Genomic DNA, 16,095 nt, shown 5'->3' with positions numbered 1-16,095 from the left:
CGCATTTGGACCCCTTTACCCGCAGCATCGAGTACCTGGCCCCTGGACGTCACGCCTGATGGACGGGCCAACGAGCGGGGGCCACCGGGGTCCTCCACCCGAGCCTGCCACCGCGGGTTGGTCCCACGTGCCGGTCCTGGCCCCGGTCGAGCCCGGGCAGCCGGTAGCCCGTCCTTGTACGCCGCGCGGTCTTCGCCCGTGACCTGCGACATCACAAGATCCCCGACGGGCCGAATTGCGTGACAGTCGACAGCCCCAGATCCTCCGTCACGGGCAGGCACTCGGTGAGCAGGTCGACGACGTCGCGCCAGGCTCGCTGCGCGTGATGTGGGTGGTAGCCGACTCCGGGGACCGTGGGGTGGTCGACCGGCGGGTGGTGGAAGGCGTGCAAGGCGCCGCCGTAGACCGTGAGGCGCCAGTCGACGCCCGCGGCCTGCATCTCGGCGGTGAACGCGTTTCGTTGCGCGGGGGGCATGATCGGGTCTTCCGACCCGACCCCGGCCCATACCGGGCAGCGAATGCGCGCCGCCTCGCCCGGTCGGCCTGTGGTGGTTGCGTTGACGGTTCCGATCGCGCGCAGGCCGACGCCGTCGCGCCCGAGTTCCAGCGCGATGGCGCCCCCGGTGCCGTAGCCGATGGCGGCGATCCGGTCGGGGTCGGTCCGGGGCTCGGTGCGCAGCATGTCGAGCGCAGCATGGCCGATGTCCCGCATCCGGTCGGGATCAGCGAGTAGGGGCAGGCAGCGGGCCAGCATCTCCTCGGGGTCGCCCAGGTAGCGCCCGCCGTGAAGGTCGAAGGCCAGCGCTACGTATCCCAGTTCTGCGAGGGCATCGGCCCGACGGCGTTCGACGTCGCTGAGGCCCATGCCCTCGGGTCCGAGCAGCACCGCGGGCCGGCGGTCGACACCGGCCGGGAGCGCGAGGTGACCGATCATCGTCAGACCGTCGGCCGGGTACTCGACCGTGCGCGTCGTAATCGTCGTCATGGGACTGGACGGTAGTGATCCTCGAGCCGGGCCCGGCTGCTCTTCTGCCGCTGGCAGAACAGCGCGAGTACCTCTGAAATACGGCGAGGGCTTACGAGAACGGTCACGAACCCCGTTCCCGCCGGTCATCTCAGAGGACGACTGCCCGAGCTGCTGGGGTGCGTCCCCGGCCGGACGCCGGTTCGTCCGGCCTTCGGCGTTCCGCCTGGTCAACAGGGGCGGCCGTGACGGGCCTGTCCGCGGCTGACCGTACAGTGTGACGCCCATGTGGACGTCCACATGGGCGACATCGCTTTGGGGGGAACAAAGTGCTCAACTCCGCGCGTTCGCGCGCAAGCTCCAGATCCGCGAGACGGCTGCTGATACCCGCTCTGCTGGCGGCCCTGCTGGCACCCGCCATCCCGGCCGGGAACGCGTTCGCCGCGACCCCGTCGGTCACCGCTCCCACGAGCGCGGCACCCGCACCCATACCCGCACCTGCAACCCCACGCGCCTCGCAGGCCGAACCGGTGCAGCAGCGTCCGGCGAGCCCGGTCCGCGCGGACAAGGCCGCCGAGCAGGGGCCGGCCGCGGCAGGTGCTGCCGCTGAACCCTGCACGCCGCTTGCTCTCGCACCCTTCGGGGATCCAGGTAGCGCGGTCGGCAAGGCGACGATCGCGGCTCAGAGCAGTGCCTGTTTCACGGTCGTCGTGACGAAGCCAGGACTGCACCGGCTCGTTCTGTCCGAACAGCAAGCCGTCCCTTCGCTCACTTCAGGCGGGGAGCCGGTCGGCTGCGGGGACCCCTGGAATGCCACCTGGTGCGAGCTCGGGGCCGGAACGTACACGCTGTCGGTCTACAACAGCAGCACTGCCACCTTCACGAACCGGGTCACCGTGGTCCCGCTCATGGCCGCCGATTCCGCGTGTCCGGCAGTCGCCGGCACCCGTTACGACTCCGCCCCGACCACGGGACGCGCCGCGGACAACCTGCGCATCCTCTGCTACACGTTCGACGCCACCGCCGGTGATCGGATCACCTCCGATCTCCGGCCGACCGCGGGGTACGGAGAATTCTGGCACTGGATCACGGACGGCAGCGGCAAGCGCATCTGTGCGAGCGCTGAATGCGTCCTGCCCGCAGGGGCGGGCGGCTACCGCATCCTCGCCGAGGTCCGCCGCGGAGACTTTCCTGTCGCTTACGCCCTGAAGGTCAGGCGTCTGTCGAACCCCGAGGGCTGCGTGCCCGTCACCGCGACCACGTACGGCTCCGCGCCCGTGCAGGCCGCCCCGCAGACCGGCTGCAGGACGTTCACCCCGGCCGCGACCGGCCCCTACGAAATCGTCGGCATCGACGCTCAGGGCGGGGCCTCCAACATCGAGGTGTACGCACCGGACGGCTCCGCCGTCTGCGTGAACGGTGAGATCTGCCCGCTCGCCGCCGGCACCCCGTACACGCTGCTCACCGACGTCGCCGTACGCATCCTGTCCCGTACGTCGACGGAGGGCTGTCAGAGCGGGGTCACCCTCGCGCGCGATTACAAGGGCACGTTCACCGTCCCCGGTGAGGTCGACTGTCTGCACCTGCCGCTGCCCCGAGGTGCCCACGTCGCCGTCCTGTCCGACGGCGTCGCAGGAATCACCGTCGTCGACGCCAAGGGGGCGACCTTCTGCGCGGACGGGCTGGAGGACGGCACGTGCGTCCTGGGCGGTACCGCCCCGTACCGTGCCCTCGTCTCCAAGAGCGACCCGTACGGCAAGGACGCCGTCTACCGTCTCGTCGTGCACCGCACCGACGCGCCGAGTGCCTGCCGCACCTTCCTGCCTGGCGACTTCACCGGGAAGCCGGCCCGGATGAGTGTGAAGACCAGCACGGAGGTCTTCACCGGCTGCCTGAGCATTGCGGCCAACGACCACTCCGCCCGCGAGCTCTTCCAGATCCAGCGGGTCTCGGGCGACTCGGACGCCCGAGCCACCGTCCTCGACGAAAAGGGCAAGCTGGTCTGTTCCATCAGCGTGTCCTACGGCTCCTTCTCCACCTGCGACCTGACGGCCAACGCCGCGCACACCGTCCTCGTTCGGGGCCGGAACGCGCCGGCCGAGTTCGCCTTGACCCGCCTCGATGTCACCGCCACCGCACGCGGCTGCGTCCAGACCGCGACCACAGCGGTAGGCGGCCCGTCCACCGGAGGCGTACCGGCCAAGCCCGGCACGTTCCTGTGCCACCAGGTGAGCACGGCCGACGCTGCGGACACCCTGCACCTGAACGCCCGTGACGCGCAGGGCTCCGCCCGGCTCCTGGTGTACGGGGCGAACGGCGCCGTCGCCTGCGACTACTTCACCGCGGGCTGCGCCGCCACCGGCTCCGCCCGCTACCAGGTCCTCGTCCAGGTCCCGGAGGGCAAGACCGCGGCACCCGCCTACCGGCTGGACGCACTGCGCATCGCCACGGCGGCCGGGCCCGCCCCCGAGTGCATCAAGGTCCCGAACGTCAGCTACGGGTTCGGGCCGCTGACCGCCACCCTCAGCGAGCAGAAGACGGCGATCTGCGCCGTGCTCCCGACGGCAACGGGCGACAGGTTCGACCTGCGGTTCACGCCGGCCGGGACCTTCGAGCAGACGCCGACACCCTGGATGTACGACCGGTCGACCCTGAAGAACGGTTGCTGGGGGTCTTACAGCAGTGAGGGACAGACCTACGACTGCTCCGCTCCGAGCGGCTACCCGAAGGCCTACCGGCCGACCACCCTCGTGATCGGTCTGCCGGAGAAGCCCGCACAGGCCTCCACGGCGGTACGGGTCGAGGCGACGTGCTCCGACGTCGTCTGCGGCCCCCAAGGGCGGACCGTCGGTACCGTGGGTCCGTCCACGGTCGGACAGGGCAAGGTCGTCATGACCGTCACGGGTACCGCACTGCGCGAGGACACCGCGGTCGAGGTGCGCAACGGAAGCTTCAAGGCCCGCTCGACGGCCCTCGCGCTCACTCCGGACCGGCGCCGCCTGACGGTCGTCCTGGACCTCACCAACGCCCCGCTCGGTCCGCTGTCCGTGAGCGTGTTCGCGTTCGGCGCGGAGTACTCCAAGGGCTCGGTCACCGTCGTCGCTCCGATCCGTTCCACCGCCGCCCCCACCGTCACCGGCACCGCGGTCGTCGGTGGCACGGTGGCGGCAACGGCCGGCACCTGGTCGCCGGTCGCCGACTCCTACGCCTACCAGTGGCTGGCGGACGGGAAAGCGATCGCGGGTGCCACGACAGCCGCGTACACGCTGCCGGCGGCGCTCCAGGGCAAGCAGCTCACAGTGGTCGTGATCGCCCGCAAGGCCGGGCACCCGCCGGCGAAGGCCACCAGCGCGGCCGTGCTGGTCAAGGGAGCCGCCCCCAAGGCGACGAAGGCCCCGGCCATCACGGGAACGGCCAAGGTCGGCAGTGTGCTCACCGCGAGCCGCGGAACGTGGACCCCGGCACCGACCTCGTACGCCTACCGGTGGTACGCGGACGGGAAGCTGATCACCGGTGCGACCGGGACCACGTTCACCTTGACCGGTGACCAGCTCGGGAAGCGGATCACCCTGAGGGTGACGGCCTACCGGACCGGTCACCTGTCCGGCACCGCGACGAGCCTCGCCACGGGGGCGGTCGCAGGCTGACTCGCCCGCTCGCTCGACGGAAAGCCCCTGGGGCGGCCTGATGGCCGAACCGGGGGCTTTCCGTCGAGACATTCTCAGGCCGCCACCCCCGCGGCCCGGATGGAGCGCGGAGCTCGGCCGCCGTTCTACGCTCGCCGGCCTGCGCCGAGAGGGAGGAGATGCGTGATGACCGGGATCGCGACACCACCGGAGGCGGCCCCGCCGGACAAGTCGGTTCCCCCTCCCGCCCTCCCGCCCTCCCGCCCTCCCGGGCGGAGGCCGCGGTCTACCGCGACGACGTGGCCTCACCGAAGCAGAGCAGGCGTCCGCTGCTGGGTTAGGCGGCTGCGGTGAACCAGGCCAGCGGGCGCTTCAGGACAAGGGTCTCCGCCGGGTCGGCCTCGGCGGCCAGGGCCGCGCGCAGGGCGCCCTCGGCGCAGGTGTGTCCGACCGTCCTGTCATTCAAATAACAGCAAACAGCCAAACCCGCAGGTTCCCCCTGGCCGAGGTGAGGCAGCGCGTGCCCCGAAGGCATGAGGACCGCACTGTCCATATCGGGACGGCACGTCCGAGTCGGTTCGACACGAGCCGAAACGATGGGCCAGCTGGAGGACCGGGCGGCGTGATCGCTAGCTACTTACTGTTATTTAAGTGCCACGGCGGTCGGACAGACCTTACGGTGGAAGCTTGCCGGCCCATCGAAGGAAGTCTGCCCGTGACCGACCCCCATCTCCCTCCCCCCGACGTCCGCTGGGATCCGTACGTCTCCGGCAACCGCGTACCCACTGTCGACGCGAGCGTGCACTACATGCGACTGCTGGGCGAGCACTGCCCGCCACTCGCCGTATACGGCAGCATGCACCCGGCCGTGCCCTTCGCCGCCCACCTGACCCCGTCGGACCCCAGCTTCGACAGCACCCTGTGGGTCCGCTCGGGCATCACCGACCGCTTCCGGGACTCCAAGAACGACCACGACCTGCACGTCGCCGTCGCAGGACCCGGCGCCGAGGCCGACACCCCCCGCTGGACGGACATCGTCCAAACCACCTCTGCCGCATTCGCCACCGCCGCCCCCATGGACCACCACTGGACCGCCGTGCTCGGCCCCGTACCTGAGCAGGGCGCACACGCCAGGCACGGTGGCGGCCTGCTCTGGTCCGACCATCTGTCCGAACCGGCCCACGTAGGACCGCTGGAGCTCGCCTCGCTCAACTCCTACGTCGTCCAGACCCACTCCCACCCACACGACCGCTCCGTGCCCTACCCCGTCGGCTTCTGGCCGCTGCGCATCAACGGCACCGCCGTCACCTACACGACAGCAGGCGCCCTCCAGGCCGCCGCCATCGACCTCGACCTGCTGTGCCAGCTGCTCTCCCTGGCCACGGAGCGCCGCTGGGAGCACTGGCTCCACCCCGTCCTCGGCACCGCCGAAGAGCTCGATCAGGAAGTCGCCCGATGGATCGAGGACATGGCCCGGTGGCCGCAGCTACCCGGACTACCCGAACCCGCCACCACAGATCTCCAGCTCGACAGCTGGCTGACCAGCACCTGGGACAGGCTGCGCCAGGACTTCACCACACCCGAAGCCCAGGCCGAAGCCGAAGCACTGACCGCCTTCGACTCGGCGTTGGGACACCGCACTGAAGGGCGCGTCTCGGACGCCGGAGCCCGCTACATGGTCATCATCGAGAGCTTCCGAGCCGACCTGCCCGAACAGAACCAGGTACCGCAGCGGAGCAAGAGCGGGAAAGCGAGGAAGGGCAGCAGCGACACCAAGCGCCGCACCGAGGACGGACTCCGGTACAGCGCCGTCAAACTCTTCGACAAGCCCGCGGCCGAGCTCACCCAGGCCGAGATGACCATCGCGGACGAGATCGCCATGACCGGCCGGCGCGGCGGCACCGTGCACCACGCCATGCGCTTCGGCAGCGACCAGCGCCGCAACCTGCCCGGCCTCATGGCCTCCATCGACAACGACCCGGCCACCACGTACGAAGCACGCGTCCACAACCTTCACCAGTTGTGCCGCGCCCTCCTGCTGGACCGCTTTGCCGGCGCTCCCGTCGACGGCCGCCCGATCCTCGAACTCCACCAGCACCTCAAGGAGGGCGTGCTGGTCATGCTCTCGTAGCAGCCCCGTCACCCCTGCCGAACGAAAAGCCCCCAAGGAATGCCATGCCCGGAACCAACCCTTCTCCTCAGGCTCCAGGAGCCGCAGGAGCAGTGCCTGCGCGCAGCGCCTCATGATGGCCCCCTCAACCCGGGGCAGCACCGCTGTGGCAAACTTCCTCGCCACGCTCAAGGCGGAGTCGACCCGGCGCCAGCGCCGCGCCTTCCTCGACGAGTACCTCGCCTGGGTCGTCGGCTCCCGCCAGTGCGGCATCTCGAAGGTGACCACGAAGGACCTCCTCGACGAGGAGAACGCCCTCGCCTGGCTCGCCGCCGCACAGCGCGGCGCCACCCGGCGCCGCCCCGGGCTGGCCGGCCCCACCACCCCGGCCTCCACCAACTCCATGGCCGCTCGAACCTCGAGCGTCAACGTCTTCTCCCGTTGGTGCGGCCATCCCCTCGACCTGGTCCCGCCAGCACCGGAGTTCGCCGCCCGGCTCACCCCCACCGAGGCCCACCGCACCCTGCGCCTCCTCTCCGGCCACCACCCCGCAGGCATGACCGAAGCCGCCTGGGAGCGCTCCGTCGCCCTGGTCGCGCTCGCCGTCTGCTCCGGGCACGGGATAGCCGCTCTGCACCCGGTGCGCCTGGCCGACCTCGACCTGGAACGCGCGCTGCCCCGGGCCCGGGTCTCCGGCGAGTGGTACCCCGTGGACGCCGTCTCCCGGAGCGTCCTGACCCGCTGGCGCGCCACCCAGCAGGCCCTGACCACCGGGCACCTCAAGGTCCTACAGGGCGGCGCCGTCGAAGAGCTGTGGGTCACCACCGCCCCCGGCCGTCCCCGAGGCGGCCGCGCGGCCCCGCCCGCCGGGCTGCCCGCCGCCGTGCGTACCCTGGAGGCCGCCCACCGCAAGCTGACCAGCCTCGCGCTCGGCGCCCCGCTGCTCATCGAGCAGTTCTGCCCCGTCCTCGAGGACGCCGCCTGACGGAACACGGTCGGCGAGTGGGGGCCGACGGGCTCCAAGCAACGAGACCCCCACTCTGTAATCGACCAAGCAGCCCCTGGCGAAGCCGAGGACCACTCGTGGCTAGCGCCCGAAAGCACCGGGGGCTGATGCAGCGTTGGGTGACAGGTTCAGTCACGCGGCCTGAAGAGCCGACGTGGTCATGACGGTCTCGTATTCGACGGGGGTCAGCCGGCCGAGGGCGGCTTGTCTGCGGCGTCGGTGGTAGGTCCGTTCGATCCAGGTCACGATCGCGATCCGCAATTCCTCGCGGGTGGACCAGGTGCGTCGGTCGAGGACGTTCTTCTGCAGCAGGCTGAAGAAGGACTCCATGGCCGCGTTGTCGCCGGCCGCCCCGACTCTTCCTATCGAGCCGACCATCTGGTGGTGGCCGAGGGCCCGGACGAGTTTCCGGGAGCGAAATTGGGCGAGTTCAACCAGTCGTTGCAACACCGGCTTCTTGGATCGAGAGTAGCTGCTCACCGAAGACCTCGGCGGGAGTCTTCCAGCCGAGAACTTTGCGGGGTCGATTGTTGATCGCCAGGGCGACGGCCTCGAGGTCCTCGGCAGACCATCTGGCCAGGTCGGTTCCCTTGGGGAAGTACTGGCGCAGTAGCCCGTTCGTGTTCTCGTTCGTCGGTCGCTGCCAGGGCGAGTGCGGATCGGCGAAGAACACTTTCGTCCCGGTGTCGAGAGCGAACTGGGCATGACCGGAGAGTTCCTTCCCCCGGTCCCAGGTGAGGGTCTTGCGCAGCTGCTCGGGCAACTGCGTCATCGACGTGGTGAGTGCCGTGTTCATCGCGATCGCGCCGTAGCCCCCGAGCGAGGGGCCGCTCTTCACGGGCGGATTCTCGCCCCAGCCCTCGAGCCGGGGCAGGTGCACCAGGAGCGTGGAGCGGCTGCTGCGCTCGACGAGCGTGCCGATCGCGGAGCGGCCCGTCCCGATGATCAAGTCGCCCTCCCAGTGTCCCGGGGCCGCACGGTCCCCGGCCTCGGCGGGGCGTTCGCTGAGGACGACGTCTGCGGTGACATGCCCCCGCGGCTTGTTCTGCGACCGCGCTCGGGGAGCCCGCAGCGCCCGGCCAGTGCGCAGGCACGTGACCAGTTCCCGCTTGAGCGCGCCACGGCCCTCGATGAACAGTGCCTGGTAGATCGCCTCATGACTGATACGCATGGACTCATCCTCGGGGAAGTCGACAGGGAGCCGGTGCGAGATCTGTTCCGGGCTCCATGCCATCGCCCATCGTCTGTCCTGCCGGTGCGGCTTGTTCAGCCCTTTCCACTCAGGTGCCTGCGGCCCCGCGACGACTGTCCCGTCAGGCCGGCGGACGTTCCCGGCCAGCCGCTCCTGCACGTACTCACGCAACGGGTCGTTGCCCAGGAGCTTCGCGCTCTTCGGACGTTTGGCCGCCTGCTGGGCCTTCCACTGCGCGACCGTCGCGCGGTACTCCTGCTTGCCGGCGCGCGTGGCGGCGTTGCGGCGCAGTTCCCGAGAGATCGTCCCCGGGTCACGCCCCAGAGCGCGGGCGATCTCGCGCACGCCCTTGTCCGTCGCCCTGAGGATCGCGATCTCCTCGCGCTCCTCGAACGTCAGGTAGCGGCCCGAGGGCTCGGCCAACGTGATCGGAGGCATGCCGCCAGCGTGACGAAACCACCTCGCACCCACCGGCCATGACACGCCGACCGCCAGCGACGCCTCCACCGTCGTGACCCCCGTGGCGATCAGCCGCCAAAACTGGCGCTGCACGACCCGAGAGGGATCAGGCCGCCCCGGTGAACGCATCGCCGGCCGCAACGCACGGTCAGCACGCCACTGCCGACGCCTCCCCTCCGGAACATCGCTGGTCTTCAAACTCCATTCCGCCGTAGCCACGCCGCACACCTCCGAGATCAGGGTGTTGCGACGACCAATTGAATCCGCCTTCTCCGGTCGGGGGCTTTGTCGGTGGTCCTTCCTACAATCCCGTCATGGACAACGCCCGGCCAACCGCGCTGTACCGCCTCTTCGCCGCCAGCGGGACCCTGTTGTACGTCGGCATCGCGGCTGATCTGAAGGACCGGTTCAGGCGCCACCGCAAGATGAAAGCGTGGTGGCCCGAGGTCGCTGAGGAGAGCGTCGAGTGGTTCCCCACCCGGCCCGAGGCCAGGGCCGCCGAGACGTTCGCCATCGTCACCGAGCGCCCGCAGTACAACGACGCCATGAACACCGATCAGCTACGGAGTGGGTACCTGCAAGGCTGGCTGTGGGCCCGGATCAAGAGCGACTCGGGCCGTGTGCTCGTCGCGCACTCCGTAACGTCCCGCGCCTGGTTCTGCGCAAGGCTTTCGATTTCCGGACTAATCAGCATGACCCGGCACCACCGCAACGCGTGCGTCAGATGCGGCGAGCCGTACCCCTGCACCCCCGTACGCGGCCTCGCAGCCCAGTTCGCTGACGATCCCCAGTACGCGGCACTGTGGACCCCCTACACAGGGGCGAGCAGTACCTCGACGCCGAGGCCTTCGAGGCCCTGATGGTCTGCGCGGACGAGGCCCACGCCGACTTCAAGGAAGCTCGCGCCCGAACATCGAGGCTCCAGGACGCAATCGCCCAGCTGCGATCGCAGAGCTGACTCTATATCCGGGTGCCGGGGGAGAGTTGTGGGACATGATGGGCGGCCCACCGGCGACGAAGGAGCACGATGCCCGCCCCCATACCCCCTCTCACTCCCGAGCAGCGCGCCGAGGCCCTCGCGAAGGCCGCCCGGGTCCGCAAGGAGCGCGCCGAGATGCTCGCCGCGCTGAAGGCCGGCCGCGTCTCGCTCCTCGACGTCCTCGACTGCGGCGACGAGACCGCCCGCCAGACCCGCGTCCTGAGCCTGCTGCAGGCCATCCCCGGCATCGGCGCGGTCCGCGCCCGCCGCCACCTCATCGACCTGAGCATCTCCGAAACGCGCAAGATTGGCGGCCTGGGCAACCGGCAACGCGAGCGTCTGATCAAGCTGTTTCCGCTCCAGGGCTGACCCGCAGCACCACGGGCCGTCAGACGCGGGACGGGGCCTCGGCCTTCCCCGTTCCCGGCTGCTCGAGCCGGTCCAGCCGCTCGTACAGCTCCCGGACGATCCGGGCCCGGTCCTGGGCGCAGCGCACGGTGGCCTCCACGGGCGTCGCCAGGCCCTTCTTCGCCTCGCCCAGGACCACTTCGGCCAGCGCCCGCCGGCCGTCGGCGAGCGGCAGCTCCGCAGCGCACCGCCGTACGTCGTCGGCCACCGCGCGGGCGTGCCCGGTCAGCTCCAGGGCGATGAGGTGGCAATCCCGCAGCTCGAGGGCTTCGCCCGGGTCCGTCCAGGCCAGTACAGCCTTGACGAGGAGTTTGTGGGGCGTGCGGTCCAACGGGAGGTCCGCCTCGACCACCCCTTCGGGGTCGTCCAGCACGGTGTGGGAACTGCTCACGGGGCGACCGCCCTTCTCCGGTCGGCCACCAGGTCCTCCAGCCGTGCGGCGAGCCGACCCGCAGGGACCAGGGGCGGCTCCGTCGCGCGCGGGGGCGAGACCCAGTGGGCGGACGGGGTGCCGTGGTCCGTGCACGGCATCAGCAGCTCATCACCCGTCGTCGGTGCCCGCACCCCGGGCACCGCTGCGGTGAGGGCACCGTCCCCGGCGGGCACCATGACGTAGAGGACGCCGCGCACCCTTCGGCGAGCACCGAGTAGCCCGAGCGGACACCATCGCCGCCGCACTTCGCGCGAACACGGACGTGTTGTGGAGGGTCGAGGCGACCGGGTTCCCCGTGCCCTCAGGAAAGGAACGGCAGGCCCTCCCGCGCGGCGGCGGCGTGGGCGGCGACGTTTACGTTGCACTGATCAGCACGTTCCTGGAGCGGTTGGTCACGCCGGTGGCCGACGGGCCCCAAGCAAACCGCGCCCTAGTCCGTGGCGAGGGGCTCTGGGGCGGTTTCGGAACCCGGTCGCCCTGCGGACCGCTTCGGTGACGAACGGAGAAGCCGCCCGCCGCCACCGTACGCAGCGGAGCCTCCTGCAGTGCCCGTCCCCGCACCCGCCGGCTTGATGCTCCCGGACGACGCCGCGCCCCGACATGCCCCCACGTGGCCGCGTCCCGCCAGTGGGCAACGGATGGGGACTGCAGGAGTCCTTCACCGCCGGGAGGGGCACGCTACGGCTCCTGTAACTCCGCAGCGGGGACCCTACCCAGCACGCCCACCAGTTGGCCCGCGGACACCGACCCCGCTTCGGGAAGCCCGGCGTCGGCCCAGGCTCGGCGTGCGGCGTCCTTGTCACCCTCGGCCACAGCCAGGAGGTTGTCCTTCGCACTGTTCACCGAGACGGGGTCGGTGTCGGGGCCGTGGTCGGCGAGGTGGACGACGGTGCGGACCTGATTCTTGGCGTTGGAGGCCATCTGCTCGTTGAGGCGGTAGACCCGCAGGCGGTGGCCGACCAGCGAGCGGGCCCGTTCGATCATCGCCCGGCCGGCGTCGGTATCGCCCCGGTCGGTGCGCAGGTGCTCGAGGTCGCCGGAGGTGTTGCGCAGCAGGAGCTTGCCGCGGGTGCTGGTGGCCTCCACGGTCACGGCCAGCAGCGTGGCGGTGAACTGCTTCGCCTGGTCGAGGCGGGCGAGGTCCTGGCCGACGGTGTCGGCCAGGGTGTAGAGGGTGACCGCCCTCGCACGGACCTGCTCGGTCCAGGTGGCTTCCTCCCCCGGCGGGCAGGAGCCGACGGCGCGGGCGGCGGCGAGCGTGAGTTCGAGGTCGCGAGGGTTCACCGGCCCATCATCCCCCAGTGCTCGGACCACCTCGTACGATGCGGAGAACTGTCGCTTCGGTGAGGAGGTCTGTGTGCCGAGCGGTCGTCGAGTCACTGAAGCCGAGGCCCTGGACATAGTTCGAGCTGCAGACCTGGAGCCCCTAGAACCGTACCCGGGGAAGGTGTTGGTGCCGTGGAACTGCAGATGTCGTCGGTGTCAAGCCGTCGTCTCACCTGCTCTCCACAGCCTACGCAAGGGTAATGGGGGGTGCCGTCACTGTGGCCAGTCCAGTCGGGCTGCCCGTGTCATTCGCGATGGGGAAGCCCAGGCAGTAGCAGACATGGTGGCTGCAGGCCTGGAACCTCTGGAGGCCTACCCAGGGACCCACACCCAGTGGTCCAGTCGATGCAGAGCCTGCGGGACCACCGTCACACCCTCGCTTTCCAACATCCGCAACGGGTGGGGTGGATGCAGGACCTGCAGATATCGGGCAATCTCGGCCGCGCGTCGCACACCTGAGGCGGTGGCAGTCGCCGATATGCAAGCCGCAGGGCTGGAGCCGCAAGAACCGTACCCCGGCGTGGCCGAGCACTGGCTCTGCCGATGCACTCGATGTGGTCAGCTAGTACGGACTCTACTCAACACGATCCGCACTGGTCACAGCGGTTGCCTGACATGTAGCCGGGCTGCCGCAAGGCTGTCGCAACGGATGCCGGAGGACGAGGCCAGGGCCAACATGCTCAAGGCCGGCTTCGAACCGTTGGAGGCATACGTGAACTCGGCGGTGCCCTGGAAGTCGCTCTGCAGCTCGTGCAATACCGTCGTGGCGCCTCGACTGAGCGACGTACGCCAGGGGAGCGGGTGCCGAAACTGCGCGGGCCGCGGTCCGAACCCCACGATTCCCACCTTCATCTACCTGATCACCCACGCGGAGAAGCGCGCCCACAAAGTTGGGGTGACAGGTGTCGGCATCAGGTCAGACCGCCTGGCGGAGCATGCGCGGAGAGGGTGGCACATCGAGCACACGATCATGCTGCCCACCGGACGCCTGGCCCAGACCGCAGAGCAGCGGGTGCTGCGTCGACTGAAGTCCGAGTTTGGCCTGTACCCATTCCTGACGCTCAGGGATATGCCGCAGTCCGGCTGGCGCGAGACTGTACAGGCCAGCAAGATCACCCTCGAAACCCTGAAGAATCTGATCGAGCAGGAGGTTGCAGCAGTGATCCAGTGCGCACCGGAGTAGGCCCTGTCCTCCCGAAGCTTCCGCCTCCTCTGGGCGCCTCGCGCGGAAGTTATGTGGCGCCAGCGTCTGCAGCAGCCCGCCCGCGAGCACGGCGAGCGTTCCACGGGATCCCCGCGCGCAGCGCCGTGCGGGTCCTACCCTGGTGCCCACGTACGTCCCGCTCTGGAAGGACCCCGATGCAAGACACAGACCGACTGCAGGCGCCCAGCAGCGCCCAGATGCTTCTCCTCAGCACCGGAGTGATCATCGCGCTCGCCGCGTCGTCGGCGGTCCTGTACGGGACCCCGGAGCAGAGCGAGCGGGGGCTGAAGCTCCTGAACTGGGTGGGGTCCCTTCGCGACTGGGTCCGCCCGGCCGCGGAGCCGGACTCGTAGCCCGAGCCATGGGGGCAGAGCAGGGAGGGTCATCAGGTGAGGTGGGCGGCGAGGGTGCCAGCTACGACGGCGGCGCGGGTGATCACTGCGGCGAAGGTGGTGGCATCGCGGGTGAGGGCTGTGGGGTAGCTGGCGTGGTCCATGCGGGCGCGCTTGCCCGCGCCGGCGGCGCCACCAGCGCGACGGAGTCCGCTGGCACAACCGGAATGGTTCGCGGGTAGGTTCACCACCTGTCCCCAACCACCCTGCTCTTGCTCTGGTTCATGAACTGGGCCGTTGTCTCGGCAGTCACCGTTCTCTTCCTGAGAAGCACGCCAGAAAGCGCGGGTCGTTCTCGGCTCGGCCTGGAAGGCCTGGAGGGAAACCTGCCCGGCCTCATGGCCTGGCTGTTGCTGGCCTGGCCCCTCGCACTATTTCGGCTAGTGCCGGCCGTCATCCCAGCCGCTCACCGGTGAGTGGGAGTCTGGTCCAGTCCTGCGACGCGGCATCGCTGTGGGTCGGATGCCTGAGTCACCACCCTCGTATAAATTCCCTTATACAAGGGTGATTGCCCAGGAAGGATCGTCAGGGGAGGGGCCCATGAGCGAGCATCAGCAGCCGTCGGCAGCGGACGACTGGGACAGCGACGAGATCGTCGAGGCGGAGCTGGTCGCGGAAGGCGAGCTGCTACCCGTACCCACGGCCCACCCGTCACACAGTCCTGGGCGCCTGGTCGACCAGCACACGATCCTCTACCCGGGGGAGGCCGTTCCCACGGAGGCGGACGCGCCGACGTATACCCGTACGGACTTCGAGGTGTCCGCGGGCACGGCGCAGCGTCTGCGCGACAAGTCCGCGCCCGCCAATACGAGCCGCAACTACACCAGTCAGCGCAGGAAGTTCGTGGAGTGGTGCGAGGAGATGGGCCGGGTGGCGCGCCCCTGCACGACGGCCACGTACGTGGAGTGGGTCGCGGGCCTGATCGCCCGCGAGATGGCGCCGAACACCATCCGTACGTACATGTCGGGCGTCCGCATGTGGATGCCCGAGGACCGTCGCCCCGGGACGACCGAGGCGCGGGGCATGCTGGCGGAGTACCGCAAGGAGTGGGGCAAGCGGAACAGGGTCCGCAAGGCGCCGGCCATCACCGAGGCGATGCTGCACGCCATGGTCGACACCTGCGACCTCTCGTCACCCGCCGGGCTACGGGACCGCTGCGTGCTGCTGGTGGGCCGGGGCGCGCTGAACCGCCGCATCGAACTGGCCGACCTCGACATCGACAGCGTCGAAGTCGAAGACGGCGGAGTCGACCTGTGGATCGCCCACTCGAAGACCGACCAGGAGGGAAGGGGCGAGAGCACCTTCATCCCCGCCGACCCCTCATCCCCCCGCTACGACCCGGTCGCAGCCGTCCGGGACTGGCTGAACTGCCTGCACCGCATGGGAGTCCGCGAAGGCCCTCTGCTACGCGCCCTCACCTCAAAGGGCCGGCTCCAGAACCGCTCAGCGGCCACCGCACGCGGCAACTACGTCACCGGCGACGCCCTCAACGACTGGATCCGCCACCGCGCCTACCTGGCCGGCCTCCCCGCCTGGCACCTGGTCACCTCCCACGGCCTACGCCGCGGCGGAGCCCAGCAAATCGCAGACGCCGGCGCTGACCCGACGAAGCAGGGCCGCTGGAAACCGGGCTCGGCTACGGTAAAACGCGAATACCTCGACCGCGCCCAGTCCCGCGCCCAAAACCCCTGGCACCAGGTACAGGCCAACCGCCGCAGCACCGAGACGTACGCCCCGCGAGTTGTGGCTGGCTCACCTTCAGATACCTCTCACCGAGAGACTCCCAGTCGGAACGGCGCTTAGGTCCGGTCCCAGCCGCTCACGGCCGTGTTCCAGTGCCCCTCCGGGACGACCCACAAGCCCCACCTCTGTGCAGCCAGACGCCAAGGAAATCCTGGAGGACTTCAAGGCCGCTTCAACCGCGATCCGCAGTCCCGCAGTCCCGCAGGAAAATCTTCTAAACGGACTGCGAAGCCCCCCAGCTCACTGGACGCCT

The 16,095-nt window shown here is 69.8% G+C and carries 14 protein-coding genes and 1 pseudogene; 8 read left to right on the top strand and 7 right to left on the bottom strand.

All coding sequences use genetic code 11. From position 1 onward, the window contains the following. Positions 1 to 211 precede the first annotated feature (211 nt). A complete protein-coding gene (locus tag AC3IX6_RS39660; RefSeq protein WP_489371749.1) occupies positions 212 to 985 on the bottom strand; it encodes a dienelactone hydrolase family protein in 774 nt (257 codons plus the stop codon). A gap of 689 nt (positions 986 to 1,674) precedes the next feature. Here AC3IX6_RS39660 and AC3IX6_RS39655 point away from each other — a divergent pair. After that, positions 1,675 to 4,611, top strand: a complete 2,937-nt coding sequence (locus AC3IX6_RS39655; protein WP_489371748.1) for a hypothetical protein — start codon at positions 1,675 to 1,677, stop codon at positions 4,609 to 4,611. Positions 4,612 to 4,927: 316 nt separating this feature from the next. On the opposite strand, the gene AC3IX6_RS39650 is transcribed toward AC3IX6_RS39655, so the two are convergent. Then, positions 4,928 to 5,056 carry a hypothetical protein gene (locus AC3IX6_RS39650; RefSeq protein ID WP_489371747.1) on the bottom strand — a complete coding sequence of 43 codons (129 nt, stop codon included), beginning with the start codon at positions 5,054 to 5,056 and terminating at the stop codon, positions 4,928 to 4,930. 249 nt (positions 5,057 to 5,305) lie between these two features. Here AC3IX6_RS39650 and AC3IX6_RS39645 point away from each other — a divergent pair, with 249 nt between their 5' ends. Together AC3IX6_RS39645 and AC3IX6_RS39640 are read left to right on the top strand one after the other, a co-directional pair. Beyond that, a complete protein-coding gene (locus AC3IX6_RS39645) occupies positions 5,306 to 6,721 on the top strand; it encodes a hypothetical protein (RefSeq protein WP_489371746.1) in 1,416 nt (471 codons plus the stop codon). A 145-nt stretch (positions 6,722 to 6,866) separates the two neighbouring features. Continuing rightward, a complete protein-coding gene (locus AC3IX6_RS39640; RefSeq protein WP_489371745.1) occupies positions 6,867 to 7,685 on the top strand; it encodes a hypothetical protein in 819 nt (272 codons plus the stop codon). 153 nt (positions 7,686 to 7,838) lie between these two features. Here AC3IX6_RS39640 and AC3IX6_RS39635 read toward each other — a convergent pair. Together AC3IX6_RS39635 and AC3IX6_RS39630 are read right to left on the bottom strand one after the other, a co-directional pair. Continuing rightward, positions 7,839 to 8,132: pseudogene (locus AC3IX6_RS39635) on the bottom strand (integrase core domain-containing protein); the annotation flags it as partial. A gap of 4 nt (positions 8,133 to 8,136) precedes the next feature. Continuing rightward, a complete protein-coding gene (locus AC3IX6_RS39630) occupies positions 8,137 to 9,555 on the bottom strand; it encodes an IS30 family transposase (protein WP_489368065.1) in 1,419 nt (472 codons plus the stop codon). A gap of 116 nt (positions 9,556 to 9,671) precedes the next feature. Between AC3IX6_RS39630 and AC3IX6_RS39625 the strand changes: the two genes are divergently transcribed. Together AC3IX6_RS39625 and mihF are read left to right on the top strand one after the other, a co-directional pair. Further along, positions 9,672 to 10,217 (top strand): GIY-YIG nuclease family protein, encoded by a 546-nt coding sequence (locus AC3IX6_RS39625; RefSeq protein WP_489371744.1) that lies wholly within the window; start codon positions 9,672 to 9,674, stop codon positions 10,215 to 10,217. A 167-nt stretch (positions 10,218 to 10,384) separates the two neighbouring features. Beyond that, the gene (mihF, locus tag AC3IX6_RS39620; RefSeq protein ID WP_489371743.1) at positions 10,385 to 10,705 is read left to right on the top strand and encodes an integration host factor, actinobacterial type; all 321 of its coding nucleotides are present in this window, start codon (positions 10,385 to 10,387) and stop codon (positions 10,703 to 10,705) included. 19 nt (positions 10,706 to 10,724) lie between these two features. On the opposite strand, the gene AC3IX6_RS39615 is transcribed toward mihF, so the two are convergent. From AC3IX6_RS39615 to AC3IX6_RS39605, 3 genes are all read right to left on the bottom strand, one after another. Continuing rightward, positions 10,725 to 11,135 carry a restriction endonuclease gene (locus AC3IX6_RS39615; RefSeq protein WP_489371742.1) on the bottom strand — a complete coding sequence of 137 codons (411 nt, stop codon included), beginning with the start codon at positions 11,133 to 11,135 and terminating at the stop codon, positions 10,725 to 10,727. Next, positions 11,132 to 11,374 carry a hypothetical protein gene (locus AC3IX6_RS39610; protein ID WP_489371741.1) on the bottom strand — a complete coding sequence of 81 codons (243 nt, stop codon included), beginning with the start codon at positions 11,372 to 11,374 and terminating at the stop codon, positions 11,132 to 11,134. The genes AC3IX6_RS39615 and AC3IX6_RS39610 overlap by 4 nt, the downstream gene beginning before the upstream one ends. Positions 11,375 to 11,855: 481 nt before the next feature. Beyond that, on the bottom strand, positions 11,856 to 12,461 hold the full coding sequence (locus AC3IX6_RS39605; RefSeq protein WP_489371740.1) for a hypothetical protein: 606 nt from the start codon (positions 12,459 to 12,461) through the stop codon (positions 11,856 to 11,858). A 691-nt stretch (positions 12,462 to 13,152) separates the two neighbouring features. Between AC3IX6_RS39605 and AC3IX6_RS39600 the strand changes: the two genes are divergently transcribed. The 3 genes from AC3IX6_RS39600 (at position 13,153) to AC3IX6_RS39590 (ending at position 15,902) form a co-directional block, all read left to right on the top strand. Continuing rightward, on the top strand, positions 13,153 to 13,686 hold the full coding sequence (locus AC3IX6_RS39600; protein WP_489371739.1) for a hypothetical protein: 534 nt from the start codon (positions 13,153 to 13,155) through the stop codon (positions 13,684 to 13,686). A gap of 176 nt (positions 13,687 to 13,862) precedes the next feature. Continuing rightward, positions 13,863 to 14,060, top strand: a complete 198-nt coding sequence (locus AC3IX6_RS39595) for a hypothetical protein (RefSeq protein ID WP_489371738.1) — start codon at positions 13,863 to 13,865, stop codon at positions 14,058 to 14,060. 579 nt (positions 14,061 to 14,639) lie between these two features. Further along, a complete protein-coding gene (locus AC3IX6_RS39590; protein ID WP_489371737.1) occupies positions 14,640 to 15,902 on the top strand; it encodes a site-specific integrase in 1,263 nt (420 codons plus the stop codon). Positions 15,903 to 16,095: the final 193 nt, after the last annotated feature.

The sequence above is a fragment of the Streptomyces sp. GL_141 genome, assembly GCF_057834385.1.
This window is presented reverse-complemented; position numbering and strand designations above follow the sequence as displayed.